Annotated in this window: 18 protein-coding genes; 10 read left to right on the top strand and 8 right to left on the bottom strand. The window is 55.9% G+C overall.

What is annotated here, in order from left to right; all coding sequences use genetic code 11:
• Positions 1-25: 25 nt before the first annotated feature.
• Together P6287_RS22210 and P6287_RS22215 are read right to left on the bottom strand one after the other, a co-directional pair.
• The gene (locus tag P6287_RS22210; RefSeq protein WP_101761687.1) at positions 26-577 is read right to left on the bottom strand and encodes an NlpC/P60 family protein; all 552 of its coding nucleotides are present in this window, start codon (positions 575-577) and stop codon (positions 26-28) included.
• Between the two features lie 239 nt (positions 578-816).
• Complete coding sequence (locus P6287_RS22215) at positions 817-1,794, bottom strand: 2OG-Fe(II) oxygenase family protein (RefSeq protein WP_277975056.1); 978 nt, start codon at positions 1,792-1,794, stop codon at positions 817-819.
• Between the two features lie 45 nt (positions 1,795-1,839).
• Between P6287_RS22215 and P6287_RS22220 the strand changes: the two genes are divergently transcribed.
• The 3 genes from P6287_RS22220 (at position 1,840) to P6287_RS22230 (ending at position 4,693) form a co-directional block, all read left to right on the top strand.
• The gene (locus P6287_RS22220) at positions 1,840-2,133 is read left to right on the top strand and encodes a hypothetical protein (RefSeq protein WP_277975057.1); all 294 of its coding nucleotides are present in this window, start codon (positions 1,840-1,842) and stop codon (positions 2,131-2,133) included.
• A 174-nt stretch (positions 2,134-2,307) separates the two neighbouring features.
• Positions 2,308-3,270: an ABC transporter substrate-binding protein gene (locus P6287_RS22225; RefSeq protein WP_277975348.1), complete on the top strand. Its 963-nt coding sequence runs from the start codon at positions 2,308-2,310 to the stop codon at positions 3,268-3,270.
• Positions 3,271-3,277: 7 nt separating this feature from the next.
• A complete protein-coding gene (locus tag P6287_RS22230) occupies positions 3,278-4,693 on the top strand; it encodes an amidohydrolase family protein (RefSeq protein WP_277975058.1) in 1,416 nt (471 codons plus the stop codon).
• A gap of 5 nt (positions 4,694-4,698) precedes the next feature.
• On the opposite strand, the gene P6287_RS22235 is transcribed toward P6287_RS22230, so the two are convergent.
• On the bottom strand, positions 4,699-6,219 hold the full coding sequence (locus P6287_RS22235; protein WP_277975059.1) for an MDR family MFS transporter: 1,521 nt from the start codon (positions 6,217-6,219) through the stop codon (positions 4,699-4,701).
• Positions 6,220-6,298: 79 nt separating this feature from the next.
• Here P6287_RS22235 and P6287_RS22240 point away from each other — a divergent pair, with 79 nt between their 5' ends.
• Positions 6,299-6,964, top strand: a complete 666-nt coding sequence (locus P6287_RS22240; protein ID WP_277975060.1) for a TetR/AcrR family transcriptional regulator — start codon at positions 6,299-6,301, stop codon at positions 6,962-6,964.
• Between the two features lie 56 nt (positions 6,965-7,020).
• On the opposite strand, the gene P6287_RS22245 is transcribed toward P6287_RS22240, so the two are convergent.
• Together P6287_RS22245 and P6287_RS22250 are read right to left on the bottom strand one after the other, a co-directional pair.
• On the bottom strand, positions 7,021-7,503 hold the full coding sequence (locus P6287_RS22245) for a type II toxin-antitoxin system YhaV family toxin (protein WP_277975061.1): 483 nt from the start codon (positions 7,501-7,503) through the stop codon (positions 7,021-7,023).
• A 17-nt stretch (positions 7,504-7,520) separates the two neighbouring features.
• A complete protein-coding gene (locus P6287_RS22250; RefSeq protein ID WP_277975062.1) occupies positions 7,521-7,859 on the bottom strand; it encodes a type II toxin-antitoxin system PrlF family antitoxin in 339 nt (112 codons plus the stop codon).
• Between the two features lie 215 nt (positions 7,860-8,074).
• Here P6287_RS22250 and P6287_RS22255 point away from each other — a divergent pair, with 215 nt between their 5' ends.
• The 5 genes from P6287_RS22255 (at position 8,075) to yahO (ending at position 11,509) form a co-directional block, all read left to right on the top strand.
• Positions 8,075-8,641, top strand: coding sequence for a peroxiredoxin (locus tag P6287_RS22255; RefSeq protein ID WP_277975063.1), 567 nt, complete (start codon positions 8,075-8,077; stop codon positions 8,639-8,641).
• 15 nt (positions 8,642-8,656) lie between these two features.
• On the top strand, positions 8,657-9,886 hold the full coding sequence (locus P6287_RS22260) for a thioredoxin family protein (RefSeq protein ID WP_192413167.1): 1,230 nt from the start codon (positions 8,657-8,659) through the stop codon (positions 9,884-9,886).
• Between the two features lie 17 nt (positions 9,887-9,903).
• Positions 9,904-10,461 (top strand): sigma-70 family RNA polymerase sigma factor, encoded by a 558-nt coding sequence (locus P6287_RS22265; RefSeq protein WP_192413169.1) that lies wholly within the window; start codon positions 9,904-9,906, stop codon positions 10,459-10,461.
• Positions 10,448-11,077, top strand: a complete 630-nt coding sequence (locus P6287_RS22270) for an NrsF family protein (protein ID WP_277975064.1) — start codon at positions 10,448-10,450, stop codon at positions 11,075-11,077. The genes P6287_RS22265 and P6287_RS22270 overlap by 14 nt, the downstream gene beginning before the upstream one ends.
• Positions 11,078-11,239: 162 nt before the next feature.
• Positions 11,240-11,509, top strand: coding sequence for a DUF1471 family periplasmic protein YahO (yahO, locus tag P6287_RS22275; RefSeq protein WP_101761698.1), 270 nt, complete (start codon positions 11,240-11,242; stop codon positions 11,507-11,509).
• A 167-nt stretch (positions 11,510-11,676) separates the two neighbouring features.
• Here the strand turns inward: yahO and P6287_RS22280 are convergent, their stop codons facing one another.
• On the bottom strand, positions 11,677-12,744 hold the full coding sequence (locus P6287_RS22280) for an SDR family oxidoreductase (protein ID WP_277975065.1): 1,068 nt from the start codon (positions 12,742-12,744) through the stop codon (positions 11,677-11,679).
• Positions 12,745-12,844: 100 nt separating this feature from the next.
• Between P6287_RS22280 and P6287_RS22285 the strand changes: the two genes are divergently transcribed.
• The gene (locus tag P6287_RS22285; protein ID WP_217548416.1) at positions 12,845-13,747 is read left to right on the top strand and encodes a LysR family transcriptional regulator; all 903 of its coding nucleotides are present in this window, start codon (positions 12,845-12,847) and stop codon (positions 13,745-13,747) included.
• Between the two features lie 90 nt (positions 13,748-13,837).
• Here the strand turns inward: P6287_RS22285 and P6287_RS22290 are convergent, their stop codons facing one another.
• Positions 13,838-14,488, bottom strand: a complete 651-nt coding sequence (locus P6287_RS22290) for a methionine ABC transporter permease (protein ID WP_049851713.1) — start codon at positions 14,486-14,488, stop codon at positions 13,838-13,840.
• Positions 14,472-15,572, bottom strand: a complete 1,101-nt coding sequence (locus P6287_RS22295; protein ID WP_277975066.1) for an ATP-binding cassette domain-containing protein — start codon at positions 15,570-15,572, stop codon at positions 14,472-14,474. Before P6287_RS22295 ends, P6287_RS22290 begins: the two co-directional genes overlap by 17 nt.
• Position 15,573: the final 1 nt, after the last annotated feature.

Here is a 15,573-nt window from a genome sequence, read left to right on the forward strand (position 1 = left end):
GGTGCGCATTTTTGCGCGCCTCTCATCAAACCTTGTTTTTATAATTGAAACTAATCTGCGAATTCTGTTCTTTCGGCAAGCGGCGCGCCTCTAAATAAACCGATTTCCAGTACGGATTATTTAGCGAAGAGCGCATCACGCCCTGACTCACCGATGCGTGCAGGAACTGATGATCGGTGTCATAAAAGCCGACGTGCAGCTCACGCTTAATGCGGAAGAACACTAAATCACCGGGTTGCAAATGCGCCTGATCCACCGGTTTGCCCATGGCAATTAACTCTTTGGTGGTGACGCGATCCATCGGAATATTGAAACGATCTTTCAGCGTGCGCCAGACAAATCCCGAGCAATCGACGCCGGTTAATTGTGTGCCGCCCCACTGATATTTGGTCCCTTCCCACGAATGCATTTGATCGTGCAGCGCGGCAATCACCGGGATTAAATCGGGCTGTTTGCCGTTGTCTGCCGAGGTATCAACGCTTTCCTCAGCAGGCGCATGCGAAGACTTCGAAGAACAACCTGCCAGAGTGAAAACAAACAGGCAGGCGATAACTTTGCTGGCGGCAGAATTGATCATGTGTTGGTGATTTCGCTGAGGGAGACAGTGGTCTGAGATTTATACCGTAAAAAAGTTGCAGAAATAAATAGGCGTGCAGTGAAATCTTTTATTTTTCGGTTGATTTTACCTAAGTTTACGCAGCGGTAACATCTTGTATTTGAGTTAAAAATCTATTTTCCACGCTGGGCTTTTTCTGTGCAGGAGAATATTTGCGCTCCTGCACAGAACGACAACAATTTCGGCTTACAGCTGTAAGTTTAATACTTGCCGGAGAAATTGGCGCTAATACGCTGCGCCAGATAATCCTTCGCGGAAATAGGCGGGTATTTTTTCTCCGGTCCTTCAATAATCACATCTTCATTCGCCTGGCAGAAAAACGCCAGGCTGTAGCGTGCCGGCACCGATTCACCCGGCAGCGGATTGCTGACGCGATGGAAGTTCGACGGTAACTTGTCATCACTCCAGCGCATCAACATATCGCCGATATTACAGGTAATTAAGCCTTCCAGCGGCGGGATCGGCGTCCAGATTTGCTCTTCCATCTCTTTGCCCGGACACACCTGCAAACCACCCTGCCCATCACGCTGGAACAGCAAGGTCAGACAATCGAAATCGGTGTGCGCCCCGGCGCGCCATGGACCATCTGGCTCGCCGCTAATGGCAAAGTAGTGCAGCATCCGCAGCGTGCTTTGGTAGGTTTCGCGCGAAGGCTCATGCGCTTTGGCAAAGAAATCGTCGGGGAATCCCAACTTCAGGGCAAAACAGGAGAGCAAGCGCATGCCGACTTCCCAGCACTGACGCTCGAACTTCAGTACATCATGCTGGAAACCCGGCAAGGTGGCCTCATCCGGCCACAAGCCTGCCATGCGCGGACGCGTCACCTGATACGACTCTTTTTGGTCCGGTTTACCGGTAGATGGACGGATTTGCGCGCGGTATTCCCAGCCGGCATTGCGGCTGAGTGGATGACGCGCTTTGTCACTTTGCGGCAGCGAGAAAAAGCGCTCTGCGTTAGCAAAAGCCGCATTGATGTCGTCGAGTGGAATACCATGGCCGGAAACCTGGAAAAAACCAATCTCGGTGGCGGCTTGCCACAGCTGATCGGCTATTTCCGCTTTACGTTGGTCGAAATCGGAGAGATCGATGATGCGCACATCACGTACAGCTTCTACGCCGCGCGCGCCCATACGCGATTCTTTCGCCAGTTCATGCATGTCATAAGTGGTCTTTTCCATTGGTGCACCTCGTTATTGAGCGATAACGGATGACCCGCCCGCAGCGTGGCAGTCATCCCCGCGCCTGCTGAATACCGCAGGCGATCGAGCAATGACCCACCGGGTGAAACCACGGTTGACAGCTTCTACTCAGTTTCAGCTAAGCAAAGGCTGTGCCAGCACGCTGTGCCGCTTAAAATCAATACGTTAGGGAATCTGCCGCATCCGGTCTGCACAATGGCGGTGCAAAACACGCTGATTTGCCTCATTAATGAGCGATCGATGAAGCAAAAGCCCGGCACCATCAATATCAACTATATTACTTTCAGTGGGTTGCACGAATGGCATGCGCTTTGCTAAATCCCCACTGAGTATAAGCGGTCAGCGTGACAACAGATGCACGCAGGACATTGCTCTACAGCATTAGCTGTACCTCGTCAGGGGACGATGCGCATACGCATCGTGAGCACGCCATGCGCCGCTACGCCCCTGATGACGACAACAAACTCAACGTTTATTGGGGGTTATATGACAATGTCGCGTTTCCGTTTCTCCTTATTCGCTGCTCTGCTGAGCAGCTCTGCACTGTCGCACGCCGCCGACAAACTGGTATTGCAAACCACTTGGGTCGCGCAGGCTGAACAAGGCGGTTATTACCAGGCGCTCGCCACCGGCATTTATAAAAAATATGGGCTGGATGTTGAGGTGCGTTCCGGCGGGCCACAGCTGAATAACATGACGCTGCTGCTGGCGAATCGTGCTGATGTCATCGTCAGCTATGACCTGCAAGTGCTGCGGGGCGTTGAGCGCAACTTCCCACTGAAAGCCATCGCCGCGCCGTTTCAGTTTGATCCGCAAGGCATTGTTACCCACGGCGATGTGAAGTCGCTGGATCAGCTGAAAGGTAAAACCGTGCTGGTATCGGCCAGCGGACAAGCCAGCTGGTGGCCGTGGCTGAAAGGCAAATATCAGCTGCAGGATGGTCAGGCGCGCCCTTACACCTTCAACATGCAACCGTTTCTCGCCGACAAAAACACCGCGCAGCAGGCTTATGCCACCTCCGAAGTGCAGCAAATTAAAGAGGTGCAGCCGGACAGCAAATTCTATCTGTTTGCCGATTATGGCTATCCGGCATACGGCGGCATTCTGGTGACGCGCGACGATTTGCTGCAAAAAGAGCCGGATGTCCTCAAGCGTTTTGTGGCGGCATCAATGGAAGGCTGGAAATCCTACCTTGCCAATCCGGCTGCCGGTAATGTGCTGATCAAAAAGGAGAACCCGCAGATGACTGACGCGGTTCTCGCCTTTGGCGTATCGCAAATGAAAGCGCTGCACCTGATTGACGGCGGCGATGCCGCGCAGCAAGGTTTAGGCGTGATGACGGATAAACGCTGGCAGGCAACGCGTGACTTTATGGTCAACGCCGGTTTACTCAAAGCGTCCACCGACTGGCAGAGCGCGTTTAGCACGCAGTTTGTCGCGGCGAAAGTGGAGTGAGGTGCTCATGAGCCAACTGCTAATTCAACACTGCGCCGCGATCCTGACCGGCGATAAACAGCAACCGCGTAGCAGCGCGCGCGATATTCGACTGCGCGATGGCCTGATTGTGGAGATGGGTGAACTCGATGCTGTCGCCGATGAAACCGTGATCGACGCCCGCGATTGCGTGGTTTATCCCGGCTGGGTTAATACGCATCATCATCTGTTTCAATCGCTGCTGAAAGGCGAACCCCAAGGTCTGAATCTAAGTCTGGGCGGCTGGCTGGCGGCGACGCCGTATCGCTTTCGTGGTGCCTTCGACGAACAGACATTTCGCATCGCCGCGCGGGTGGGTCTGGTCGAGCTGGTGCGTTCCGGCTGCACCACCATCGCTGACCATCACTATCTTTACTGGCCTGATATGCCGTTTGATGGCGCAGAAATCCTGTTCGATGAAGCCGACAAGCTAGGCGTGCGCTTCGTGCTGTGTCGCGGCGGTGCGACGCAAAGCCGTGGCTTAGAGAGCGACTTGCCCACCGCACTGCGCCCGGAAAGCTTTGACAGCATGATGGCCGATGTTGATCGTCTGGTGGCGCGCTATCACCAACCGCAGAATAGCGCGATGCGCCGCATCGTGATGGCACCGACCACCACGCTGCACTCCACCACGCAGCAGGAGCTGCGCGAGAGCGCGCGCCTGGCGCGTCAGCTCGATATTCGCCTGCACAGCCATCTGTCGGAAACCGTTGATTATCTCGATGCCGCACGCGCGAAGTTCGGTATGACGCCGCTGCAGTTTTGCGCCGAACACGACTGGATTGGCGATGACGTGTGGTTTGCGCATCTGGTGAAACTGCTGCCGGAAGAGATCGCCATGCTGGGCGCGGCGGGCAGCGGTATCGCGCACTGCCCGCAAAGTAACGCGCGCCTCGGCAGCGGCATTGCCGATTTGGTGGCAATGGAACACGCAGGCGTGAAGATCTCAATTGGCGTTGATGGCGCGGCCTCAAATGAAGCGGCGGATATGCAAAGCGAAGCCCACGCCGCCTGGCAGCTCCAGCGCGCACGCAAAGGCATGCTGGCGCAGCCGCGTTATGCCGGTGGAACCTTTGAAGGCGGTGGCGACGCCGCCCGCATTGAAGATGTGGTGCGCTGGGGCACATCCGGTGGCGCGCAGGTTTTGGGCTTAAACACCGGCCGCCTTGCACCTGGCATGGCCGCCGATATCGCCATCTATCGGCTCGACGACCCGCGCTATTTTGGCTTGCACGATCCCGCCATTGGCCCGGTGGCCAGCGGCGGACGCGCCAGTTTAAAGGCGCTGATTTGTGCCGGAAAACTGCTGGTGCAGGATGATGTGATGGCCGGAGTGGATTTAGCGGAACTGGGCCGCGACGCTGCACAAGCGGTAAAAACCTTGCAGCAACGCGCGGCGGTTTAACCGCGTTACGCCGCTGCGTCTTTCTTGCGCAGCGGTGATTCTGGCAGAAACAGCGACAGCACAAAGGCCAGCAGCATCACACCCGCCGCCATTTGAAAGGCTGAATGCACCGCATCGCCAAACACCTGCAAATAGGCTTGCTGGACATCATGCGGCAAACGGTGCACCGCATCAGGATCGAGCGTACGCGGCAATGCTTTGCCCTGCTCCACCAGCGTGGTCAAACCCGATTTCAGCACCTGACGAAACACCGCGCCAAACAGCGCCACGCCAATCGAACCGCCAACCGAGCGGAACAACGTGACCGACGAGGTAGCGACACCGATGCGATCGGGCGTTACGGTGTTCTGTACCGCCAGCACCAGCACCTGCATCACCATGCCCATTCCCATCCCCAACACGCAGGCAAACAGGTAGATATGCCACAGCGGCGCATCAATGGTCAGCGTGGTCAGCAGCGCCATGCCGATAGTCGCCAGCAAGGTACCGCCAATCGGGAACAGGCGATATTTGCCGGTACGGCTAATAATGCGTCCGCTGACGATGGAAGTGATCAGCAATCCGCCCATCAGCGGCAGCAGCTGTAAACCGGCTTCGGTCGGCTTCGAGCCCTTCACCACCTGCAGATAGAGCGGTAAAAACGTCACGCTGCCAAACAGCGACATGCCAACGATAAACGCCATCAAACTGGCGAGCGAGAAGCTGCGATTGCGAAACAGCGACAGCGGAATAATCGGTTCCCAGGCGCGGCGCTCCTCATAAATAAAACCGAGCACACCAATTACACCAAACGCCAGAATGCACCACAGCAGCGGGTCGGACCATTCACGTAACGCGCCACCTTCGCTGGTAAACAGCGTAATACCCACCAACGCCAGGCTGAGAAACACCGCGCCAGGATAGTCAATCTCATGCGGCTTGCGTTTGTTGTCGGTCTTAAACACCGCGTTGATGATCACCAGCGCAAATAAACCAAGCGGCAAATTGATGTAGAAAATCCAGCGCCATGAAGCGTGCTGCACGATAAAACCGCCCAATAGCGGCCCAATCACCGTTGCCAGACCGAAAACGCCGCCAAACAGGCCCTGATATTTACCGCGCTCTTGCGGTGGAATCACATCGGCGACCGCCGCCATGCTCACCACCATCAAACCACCGCCGCCTAAGCCTTGCAGCGCACGAGTGAAAATCAGCTGCTCCATATTTTGCGCCAGACCGCACAGCGCCGAGCCGATCAGGAATAGAATCACCGAGATCTGCAGCACCGATTTGCGACCAAACAGGTCGCCGAATTTGCCGTACAGCGGCACCACAATCGTCGAAGCCAGCATATAAGCGGTGACGATCCACGACAGGCGATCGAGCCCACCCAGTTCGCCGACGATAGTCGGCAACGCGGTGGAGACGATGGTTTGATCCAGCGCCGCCAGCAGCATCACCAGTAATAAAGCGCTCATCAGTAAGCGGACAGAAGGAGGATTCTCCTGCCCGCTGCCCGACTGCGGCGCGAGTGTTTGGGGTTTCATAACAGACACCAATTGAAATTAATTAAATACACAATTAATATTGCCTGCAGTCTGGCATGAATCAAGTGAGCGAATAAAGATGACCGCACGAAAAGTCCCTGCTGACGATATGGCCAACGCAGTCAAACCCCGCCGTCCTGGCCGTCCACGCGGCGGCGCGATCAACGTGCAGCAGCGCGAACATCTGCTCGACATCACCTTAGCGCTGTATGCCGAAAACGGCATCGGCGAAACCTCGCTCAACGCGATTGCGCGCAAAGCGGGCGTGAGTCCAGCGATGCTGAATTACTATTTTCAGTCGCGCGAATCGCTGCTGGATATTGTGGTTGAGGAGCGTTTTTTGCCGTTACGCCAGCGCCTGGTGGCGCACTTTATGGATGACCCGCGCGATCCTGTCACCACCTTCAGCGCCTTTATCCGTGAAGTGGCGGACATCGTCACCACACACAACTGGTTCGCGCCGCTGTGGATGCAGGAAGTGATGCAAGGTGAAGGCGGTTTAGGTCAGCACATCAAAAAGCGCTTTGGTCACGGTGAACGTGATGAAGTGAAAAAACTGATTGAAGGCTGGCAGCAGCAAGGATTACTCAACCCCCATCTGGAGCCACAACTGCTGATGACTTCGATTCTGAGTTTAGTGCTGGTGCCTTTCACCCGCTTTGCCAGCGATCCCGCGTACTCGCGTGAAATCATTGTCCAGCACACGTTGAGTTTGTTTTGTCAGGGGATCCAACCTACAGTGTAGAGTCGCCATTCATGGCGACCTGGAGTTAAGCAAATTTATTTCCTTAAAGGGATAAATTATGAGAATGGTGCCTGGAAAAGAAAACCCGATTCGCCTGTCGATTCACGCAGTAGCTGTTCCCAATCACTCGGTGGATGTCCGGCATCCAACATCCTCTTAAATGTTTTGTACGCATCAGTCTTACTTTCGTAAGCGCGTAATGTGCCAAAATCATTCACCCAGCCAAGAATGATGGTTTTACTCTGTTCGCTACAGCGGAAAAACAATCGAAACTGCTGCAAAAATTTCGCGCGAAACCAATATCGATTTTCATCCCCTAAAGTTCCCCCTTGTCGAAACTGAGGATTCAGCGGATCTCGCGCAATAACTTCTGTAACGACCTTATAAATTGCTGCCAGCAATTTCGTCTGTTTCTTTTTATGGTATTCATGCGGTTTTTCAACTCTAAGCTGCAACACTTCCTGCGCTAAAGACGTTACCTGAGCACTAAAACAAGCGTGGAAATAAAATTTCCATCCGTTGATTTCCATGTAATCCACACCCTTTCTCCCGCAGTTTAGTCATCCGTGAGCGGAGCATCTAAATCAACATCAATTCCAGCGACCAAATTTTCCAGACCTGACCACAATTCGACAGGAACTGAGTGAATATGCTGGGGATTACTCACCATATCTCGTTCGAGAAAAGTCAGAAAATGCTGTACGGCGGGATCATCCTGCTCGTCATTTTGCTTAGACATGATGACCTTGCCGCCAGACAACAGGGAATATTCGATAATTTCACCCGGTTTAAGCTGTAGAGCATCGCGAATTGCCGCTGGAATAGTTGTTTGACTCCGTTCTGTCAGCCTCGACTCTGCACGGAGTGATACATCCACTAGATCAAATTTGAACACTTCTTTCTCCTCAGCCGCTCACAAAGCAACATCGCTTATAAAGCCGCCTATCCGCCAAGATGCCCCACAGTAATGCATTTGCATTGTGCAATGCAAATGCATTACTGCACCTTTTTAAATTATTTTTCCCAGCACCGAAACTTTCCTCCCTGCCCCAGCGAACTGAACTAATGAGATATCCAAATCGGAACTCCCATACATCGCAGGAGCAGAAAATGAAACGCATCAAATCCCTCGTTTGTACCCTGACCATGACCGCAGCGCTGGGTCTTTCGGCCGTTAACGCCAGTGCCGCATTGCCGGTGGGCGCGAAAGCGCCGAACTTCGAACTGCAGGGCGCGTTGGCCGGTAAGCCGTTGACCTTCTCGCTGGAAAAGGCGCTGCAAAAAGGTCCGGTGGTGCTCTATTTCTTCCCGGCGGCATTTAGCGCGGGTTGTACCATTGAAGCGCACGATTTTGCTGAAGCCACAGACAGCTTCAGCAAAATGGGTGCCACGGTAATTGGCGTGACCGCGGGCAATACCGATCAGGTCAGCGATTTCTCTAAACTCGAGTGCCGCGATAAATTCACCGTCGCCGCCGATCCGGGTGCAAAAGTGGCGGCGCAGTATCAAACCACCATGCAGATGAAAGGCAAAATCCTGTCCGATCGCACCTCTTACGTGATCGCGCCCGATGGCGATATTCTGCTGAGTTACACTGACAGAAATCCGGACACACATATCGAGAAAGCGCTTGCCGCCGTTAAGCAGTACGACGCTTCTCACCCACAAACTCATTAAGTAAAGAGGCCAGCGATGTTAACCGCCATGCTGGCCGCCTTCATCGGCGGCATCATTCTGAACTTAATGCCCTGCGTGTTTCCGGTGATCTCGCTGAAAGCGCTCGGCCTGTTGCGCCATACCGATAACGCCGCCAGCGCGCGTCGCGAAGGCTTGGGCTTTTTACTCGGCGTTGTGGTGACCATGATGGCGCTGGCGGGCATCCTGCTGGCGGCACGCGCTGGTGGTGCGGCGGTTGGCTGGGGTTTCCAGCTGCAATCGCCGTTGGTGATCGCCTTGCTGTCGCTGGTGATCCTCGCCGCCGCGCTCAATTTGCTCGGCGTGTTTGAAGTGGGCTTATCCGTGCAGCGCGTCGGCTCGGTTGATGTTGGTCGCGGTGCCTTTACGCGTTCGGCGTTGACCGGTGCGCTGGCGATCGTCGTCGCCACGCCGTGCGCCGCACCCTTTATGGCGAGCGCCATTGGTTATGCGTTGGTGCAGCCGCCTGCCGTCGCCTTAGTGATCTTCTTTGCGCTGGCCATCGGCTTCGCCGCACCGTTCACGCTAGTTTCACTGTTCCCGGCGCTGGCGAAATTCCTGCCGCGTCCCGGCGCATGGATGGATGTATTGAAACGCGGTCTGGCGTTCCCGATGTTTGGCGCGTATGCCTGGCTGGTGTGGGTGCTGGCGCAGCAAGCGGGAAGCGCGGCGCTGGCCACCTTGCTGGCCGCTTCCGTGGTGGTCGCCTTCGCCGGCTGGTTGTACGGCATGGCGCAACATCGCCACTTTGCCGGTAAAAGTCATAAGGTGCTGTTTGCCGTTACTGCGCTGCTGATTATCGCGGTGATCGCCCCGTTGCCAACGCTGATCAAACCCGGCGCAGGCCTGGCGGGCGATCAGTTGACGGCGGAAGTGACCAAAGCCAAATGGACGCCGCAGGCGGTTGAAGCGCAGCGCGGTCACGGGAAAGCGATCTTTGTCGATTTCACCGCATCCTGGTGCATCACCTGTCAGGTGAACGAGAAAACCTCGCTCTCAACCCAGGCGGTTAAAGAGGCCATCGCTAAAACCGGCACGCTGTACATGGTGGCAGATTCCACTAAATTTAACCCGGACGTGGATGACACCATGAGTGAGTTTGGTCAGGGCGGATTACCGATGTATCTGGTCTATCCTGCCGACGGCGGACCGCCCAAAGTGCTGCCGCAGGTGCTGACACCGAGTATTGTGGTGAACGCACTGAACCAGGCGAGCAAGAAGGCGTAAGAACAACAAGGCGGATTATGCAAACAAGCGATAGCGCGCGTGAAGGTTGGCCCGCGCTAATGGAACAGGCGCAGGCGGGCGATCAGCTCGCCTATACCCGACTGCTGAAAGCGCTGGTGCCGGTGATTCGTTCGCAAACACGCAAACAGATCGCCGATGATGCACTGGTAGAAGATGTGATTCAGGATGTGCTGCTAACGGTGCATCGGGTGCGTCACACCTATGATCCTGCCTACCCTTTTTTACCCTGGCTGATGGCGATTATCTCGGCGCGCGCGATTGATGCGCTGCGGCGACGTGGCCGCCATCAGCAGTGGGAAGTTAACAACGATATCGTGCCGGAAGCCGTCAGTGCGCCAGACGCACCGCAGCAGGACTCGCAGGAAGAGTTGGCCGGATATCTGCGTCAGCTCCCTTCGCGTCAGCGCGAAATTGTCGAACATGTGCATCTGCGCGAAATGAGCCTGACGGAAGCGGCCGCGCATAACAATCTGAGTGTGGCCGCGGTGAAATCGCTGCTGCATCGCGCGCTGACCAATCTGCGCCGCTTTGGAGCCAATCATGACCGATCATGACCTGTTAATTGAAAAACTCGGGCGCGAGATGCGACCGGTTAAACCGCCGCGCTCCACTAGCTGGCGCGTTATCACCTGGCTACTGCTGGCATTGCCATGCGGCATTGCCGCCAGCTTCCTGGTGCAGCGCAGTGTCACAGACTGGGCGCAGCCGGGCGCACTGCAGGCCATCCTGCAGCTGGTGCTGGCCTTTGTACTCGGCACGCTGGCAATCCGCAGCGCCTTCAACATGAGCATCGCCGGACGCCGCAGTATCAGCTGGAAAGCGCTGCTGCCGATTGGCCTGCTGTGGCTCGGCATGAGCATCAGCCAGATTCCCGGTGAAGTGCCAATCGAACATGACAATGACAGCGCACGCTGCTTTACCTTTCTGCTAGTGGTCAGCACGCCAATGATGGTGCTGATGATCGCCAGCCTACGCCGCACCCGCGCATTGCATCCGGTGCGCAGCCTGGCAATGGCCGGTTTGGGCGTCTCCTGCATGGCGGTCACGCTGCTGGCATTTTGCCATCCGGTGCATCTGCATCCGCTGGATTTTGTCATGCATCTGGCGGCGATAGCGACGATTGTGGCGATGACGGTGCTGGTGGGGAAACGTTGGGTGACGTTGAAGTGAGTCGAGTGAAAGAGTGCAATGGTTAAGTTAATTCGTTGGTGTGATATTTCCGCGAAAAAGATTAAAAATCAGCTCACTCACATTGTAAATACGCTATTTCTAAACTATAGAATAATAGCAATATAATTCCATTCCCATCAATTACCTCATTCAAGGATACGTATGAAAAAGTTAATTTTCGTATTATTAGCAAGCTCGGTATCTTTCAGCTCACTCGCCGCAGACCTGATGAGCAAAGTTGAGTTTGAAAAGGTAAAAGATCAATATGTAGAGGTAGGGAACATTTCCACCTCAGGCGAAACGGATCCCGCCAGCGCCAGAGAGGAACTGTCTAAATTGGCTGAAGAAAAAGGCGGCGATATCTTTGTCGTAACCTCCGCGAATACCAATAACAAAATACATGGTACCGCCATCGTTTATAAGAAAAAGTAAGTTTCCATTTTGCCTCAGTATAAGCTTAAAAACCTGGCTTATGCTGGGGCATTATTTTCAATAAATTAAATTGTCTATCCGGTTGCCTGACAATAAAGCGGATAGTGAGTCGCTATATTTTAATTATGCAAAAGCGGCCCCTATGAGCCGCCCTTTTCAATCAAAATTTACTGCGGAATCACTTTCTCCGCTTTCAGTCGATCAAATAACTGCGTAAATGCATCCAGCGTTGAACGATAACCGGTGAAGCCCGCTTTGCGGCTCTTGCTCATATCGGTGAACGCTTCCATCGGGCGTCCCAAATCCGCGTCGGTATGCCACCAGGATGCCAGTTTAGTGATGTCCGCTTCACGCAATTGATAACGTGCCGCCACCTCGCGCCACGTTTCAGCCGCATCCTGCATGCGTCCTTCCAGTGGCATCATCTGCGCCGGATACTCCGCCGCTTCCACACCAAAGTAAGCCGCCAGACGTGGCCACAACCAGTTCCAGCGGAACACATCGCCGTTCACCGCGTTGAAGTCCTGATTGGCCGCTTCTGCCGCAGTTGCGGCCCACAGCAGCTGTTCCGCCAGCAAACCCGCATCGGTTACGTCGGACACACCGTTCCACTGCTCTGGCGAACCCGGGAAGATAAACGGCAAACCTTGCTCGCGGCACAGCGTGGCATACACCGCCAGCGTCTGGCCCATATTCATCGCGTTACCCAGCGCAAAGCCCACAATCGAGTGCGGACGATGTACGCTCCAGCGATAGCCATATTTCTCCGCACCGGCAAACACTTCGTCTTCCTGCGCGTAATAGAAGTTATCGACCGGCTGGCGTCCCTGCTCTTCGCGGAATGGCGTCACCGGCACTGCGCCTTTACCGTAGGCTTCGAACGGGCCGAGGTAATGCTTCAGGCCGGTCACCAGCGCCACATGCGATCCCTTCAGACGCTCGCCCAGCGCTTCGATGACGTTACGCACCATACCGCCATTGACGCGGATATTCTCTTTCTCATTTTCCTGGCGCGACCAGACGCTGAAGAACAGCGCATCCGGCTGCTCTTCTGCCAGCGCAGCACGCACTGCGTCTGCATCCGTCAGATCGGCGGTCAGGCTGCGGCAACCTTCCGGCACTGCGCCACGTCCGCGCGATAAACCGCTGACCTGCCAACCTTCGCGCTGCAATTTTTCCGCCAGCGCACGTCCAATCACACCGCTGATGCCTACAATCAATGCCTGCTTTTGCATTTCAATTCTCCTCGGTTTCAGTAATGATGAGTTTAATAGAGAATTTAATTCCTATCATTGGCATTAATTCACGGCATTCATAACCTGAGTTCACGAATCCATGCACGATCAGCGCCTGAAAGATATCGTTCCTTTTGTTGCCAGCGTCGAGGGCGGCAGCTTTGCCGCCGCCGCTGAGCGCCTGCATCTCACGGGTTCGGCGGTGAGCAAAAGCGTGACGCGGCTGGAAACCCGCCTGGGTTCGCGCCTGCTGGAGCGTACCACCCGCAGCCTGAAACTCACCGACGCCGGAAACGCCTATTACCAAACCTGTTTACGCATCATGGAGGAGCTGGCAGAAGCCGAAGCGGTGCTGGCGGCGCAGCGCACCATTCCTTCCGGGCGCTTGCGATTAGCGGTGCCGAACACCTATGGACGCCTCGGCGTGATGCCGCTGCTGATTCCGTTTTGCCACCAGCATCCGGATGTGGAGCTCAATCTGACTTTTTCCGATCGCTTTATCGATCTGTTTGATGAAGGGATTGATGTTGCGGTGCGCATTGGTGGATCGCCGGATCTGCCCGCCTCGCTGGGCTGTCGCCAGATGGGCCGCGAACGCATGGTGTTTTGCGCATCACCCGATTATCTGGCGCGCGTGGGTCGGCCCAGCAGCGAAGCCGAATTGTTGCAGCATCAGGCGATCATGTATGAACGCGTCGATGGCAGCACCAAGCCGTGGCTGTTCACCACTGAAGATGGCTATCCGCACTGGCGTAACCTGCCGCACCGCATGGCGCTGGGTGATGTGGATGCGCAGATGCAGGCGCTGTGTGCCGGATTAGGCGTAGCGCAGATGCCATCGTGGCTGGTGCGGGAGCCGCTGGCGCGCGGCGAGCTGGAGATTATTCTGCCCGAGCAGCAGCCGGATGGCTTGGCCTTAACCCTGATTTGGCCGCGCCGCAAGCAGCTGTTACCCAAAGTGGATGCGTTGCTGGCGGCGTTAGAGGGATTGCAGATCAGATAGAAACATAAGATCAAAAGCGCGCGATGAATTGCGCCGCTATCCCTCTGAACACCTGGCGTAGCGGCGCAATTTATTGCGCTTTTCTTGATATCAACGGTGATTCAACCGGCGCGACAACCTGTCGCCAAAGAACTGCAGCACCGTCACCAATGCCACCAGCACCACAATCACCGTCAGCATCACCTGCATATCAAAACGCTGATAACCATAACGATACGCCAAATCGCCCAAGCCGCCCGCACCAATCGCGCCGGCCATCGCCGAGGCGTTAATCATCGTCACCAGCGTAATGGTAAACCCGCTCACAATGCCGGGCCGCGCTTCGGGTAGCAGCACATGCCAGATAATATGCCAGCGATGAAAACCCATCGCCTGCGCCGCTTCGGTCAGCCCTTTATCCACTTCGCGCAGGCTCACTTCGGCGATACGCGCAAAGAACGGCGTCGCCGCCAGCGTCAGCGGCACCACCGCCGCCCACACGCCGTAGGTGGTGCCGACGATCCAGCGGGTAAAAGGAATCAGCGCCACCATCAGAATCAAAAACGGGATCGAGCGGAACAGGTTCACCACCCAGCCCAGCACGCGATTCAGCAGCGGACTGGGAAACAGATCGCCGCGTCCGGTTACCACCAGAATCACCGCCATCGGCAAACCCAGCGCCAGCGCCAGCAGCGACGACACGCCCACCATCAGCAGCGTATCCAGCAGCCCAACCCATAAACGATCAATAGCCAGTGACATAACCCGGTATCTCCAGTTGATCCGCAATCGGGGTTAAAAGCGTCCGCGCGGCATCAGCGTCATGCTGCGCATCAAGCAGCAGCAACATTTGCCCGGTCGGTTTGCTGTCCACCCACTCCACCGCGCCATAAATTAACGTCAGTTCCCCGCCAACTCGTGCGCTTAGCGCCGCCAAATCCGGCTGTGCGCCCTGTCCGGTGTAGCGCAACCGCACCAGCAGACGTGAATCGCCACGCTCGCGCGTCGGCGTCAGCAGCGGTTGAATCGCTTCCGGCAGCGCGCTGAACTGCGGATTGAGCAGCTGCCGCGTAGTCTCTTGCTGCGGATCGCTATACACCTGCCACACCGGCCCGCGCTCAATGATTTCGCCCTGATCGATCACCGCCACCTGATGGCAGAGATCGTGCACCACGTCCATTTCATGGGTAATCAGCACAATGGTGATGTGACGCTGTTGATTGATCTTCTTCAGCAGCGCCAGTATCGAGCGCGTGGTTTCCGGATCGAGTGCCGAGGTGGCTTCATCACACAGCAGCAATTCCGGATCGTGCACCAGCGCGCGCGCAATGCCTACGCGCTGCTTCTGCCCGCCGGACAATTGCGCGGGCCAGGCGTGCTGGCGCTGCTCAAGGCCCACCAGCGCCAGCAGTTCATCCACTTTGCGCCGCCGCTCCGCCGCAGGCACGCCCGCCACTTTCATCGGCAGCTCGATGTTTTCCCGTACCGTTTTCGCCGACAGCAAATTGAAGTGCTGGAAAATCATGCCGGTACCGCGTCGCCAATCCACCAGCTGACGATCGCTCAGCGTACCGAGGTCAATCCCGTCAATCACCACCTGACCGCGAGTAGGCTTTTCCAGCCGATTAAGGCAGCGGATCAGCGTCGATTTACCGGCCCCGCTACGGCCAATGATGCCGAAAATCTCGCCGCGCTTAACCTGCAGATCGACCTCTTTCAGCGCATCCTGGGCTTGGCCGGGATAGCGTTTACTCAAGCCACGAATCTGCACGTGGATTTTCCCTGCCGTCTCGGCCGTCGGTGACAGCAACGCATCGCGCTCGCCGGGTAGCGTCAGGCTCACCATG

This window comes from Pantoea sp. X85 (genome assembly GCF_029623675.1).
Lineage (GTDB): Bacteria > Pseudomonadota > Gammaproteobacteria > Enterobacterales > Enterobacteriaceae > Pantoea > Pantoea leporis.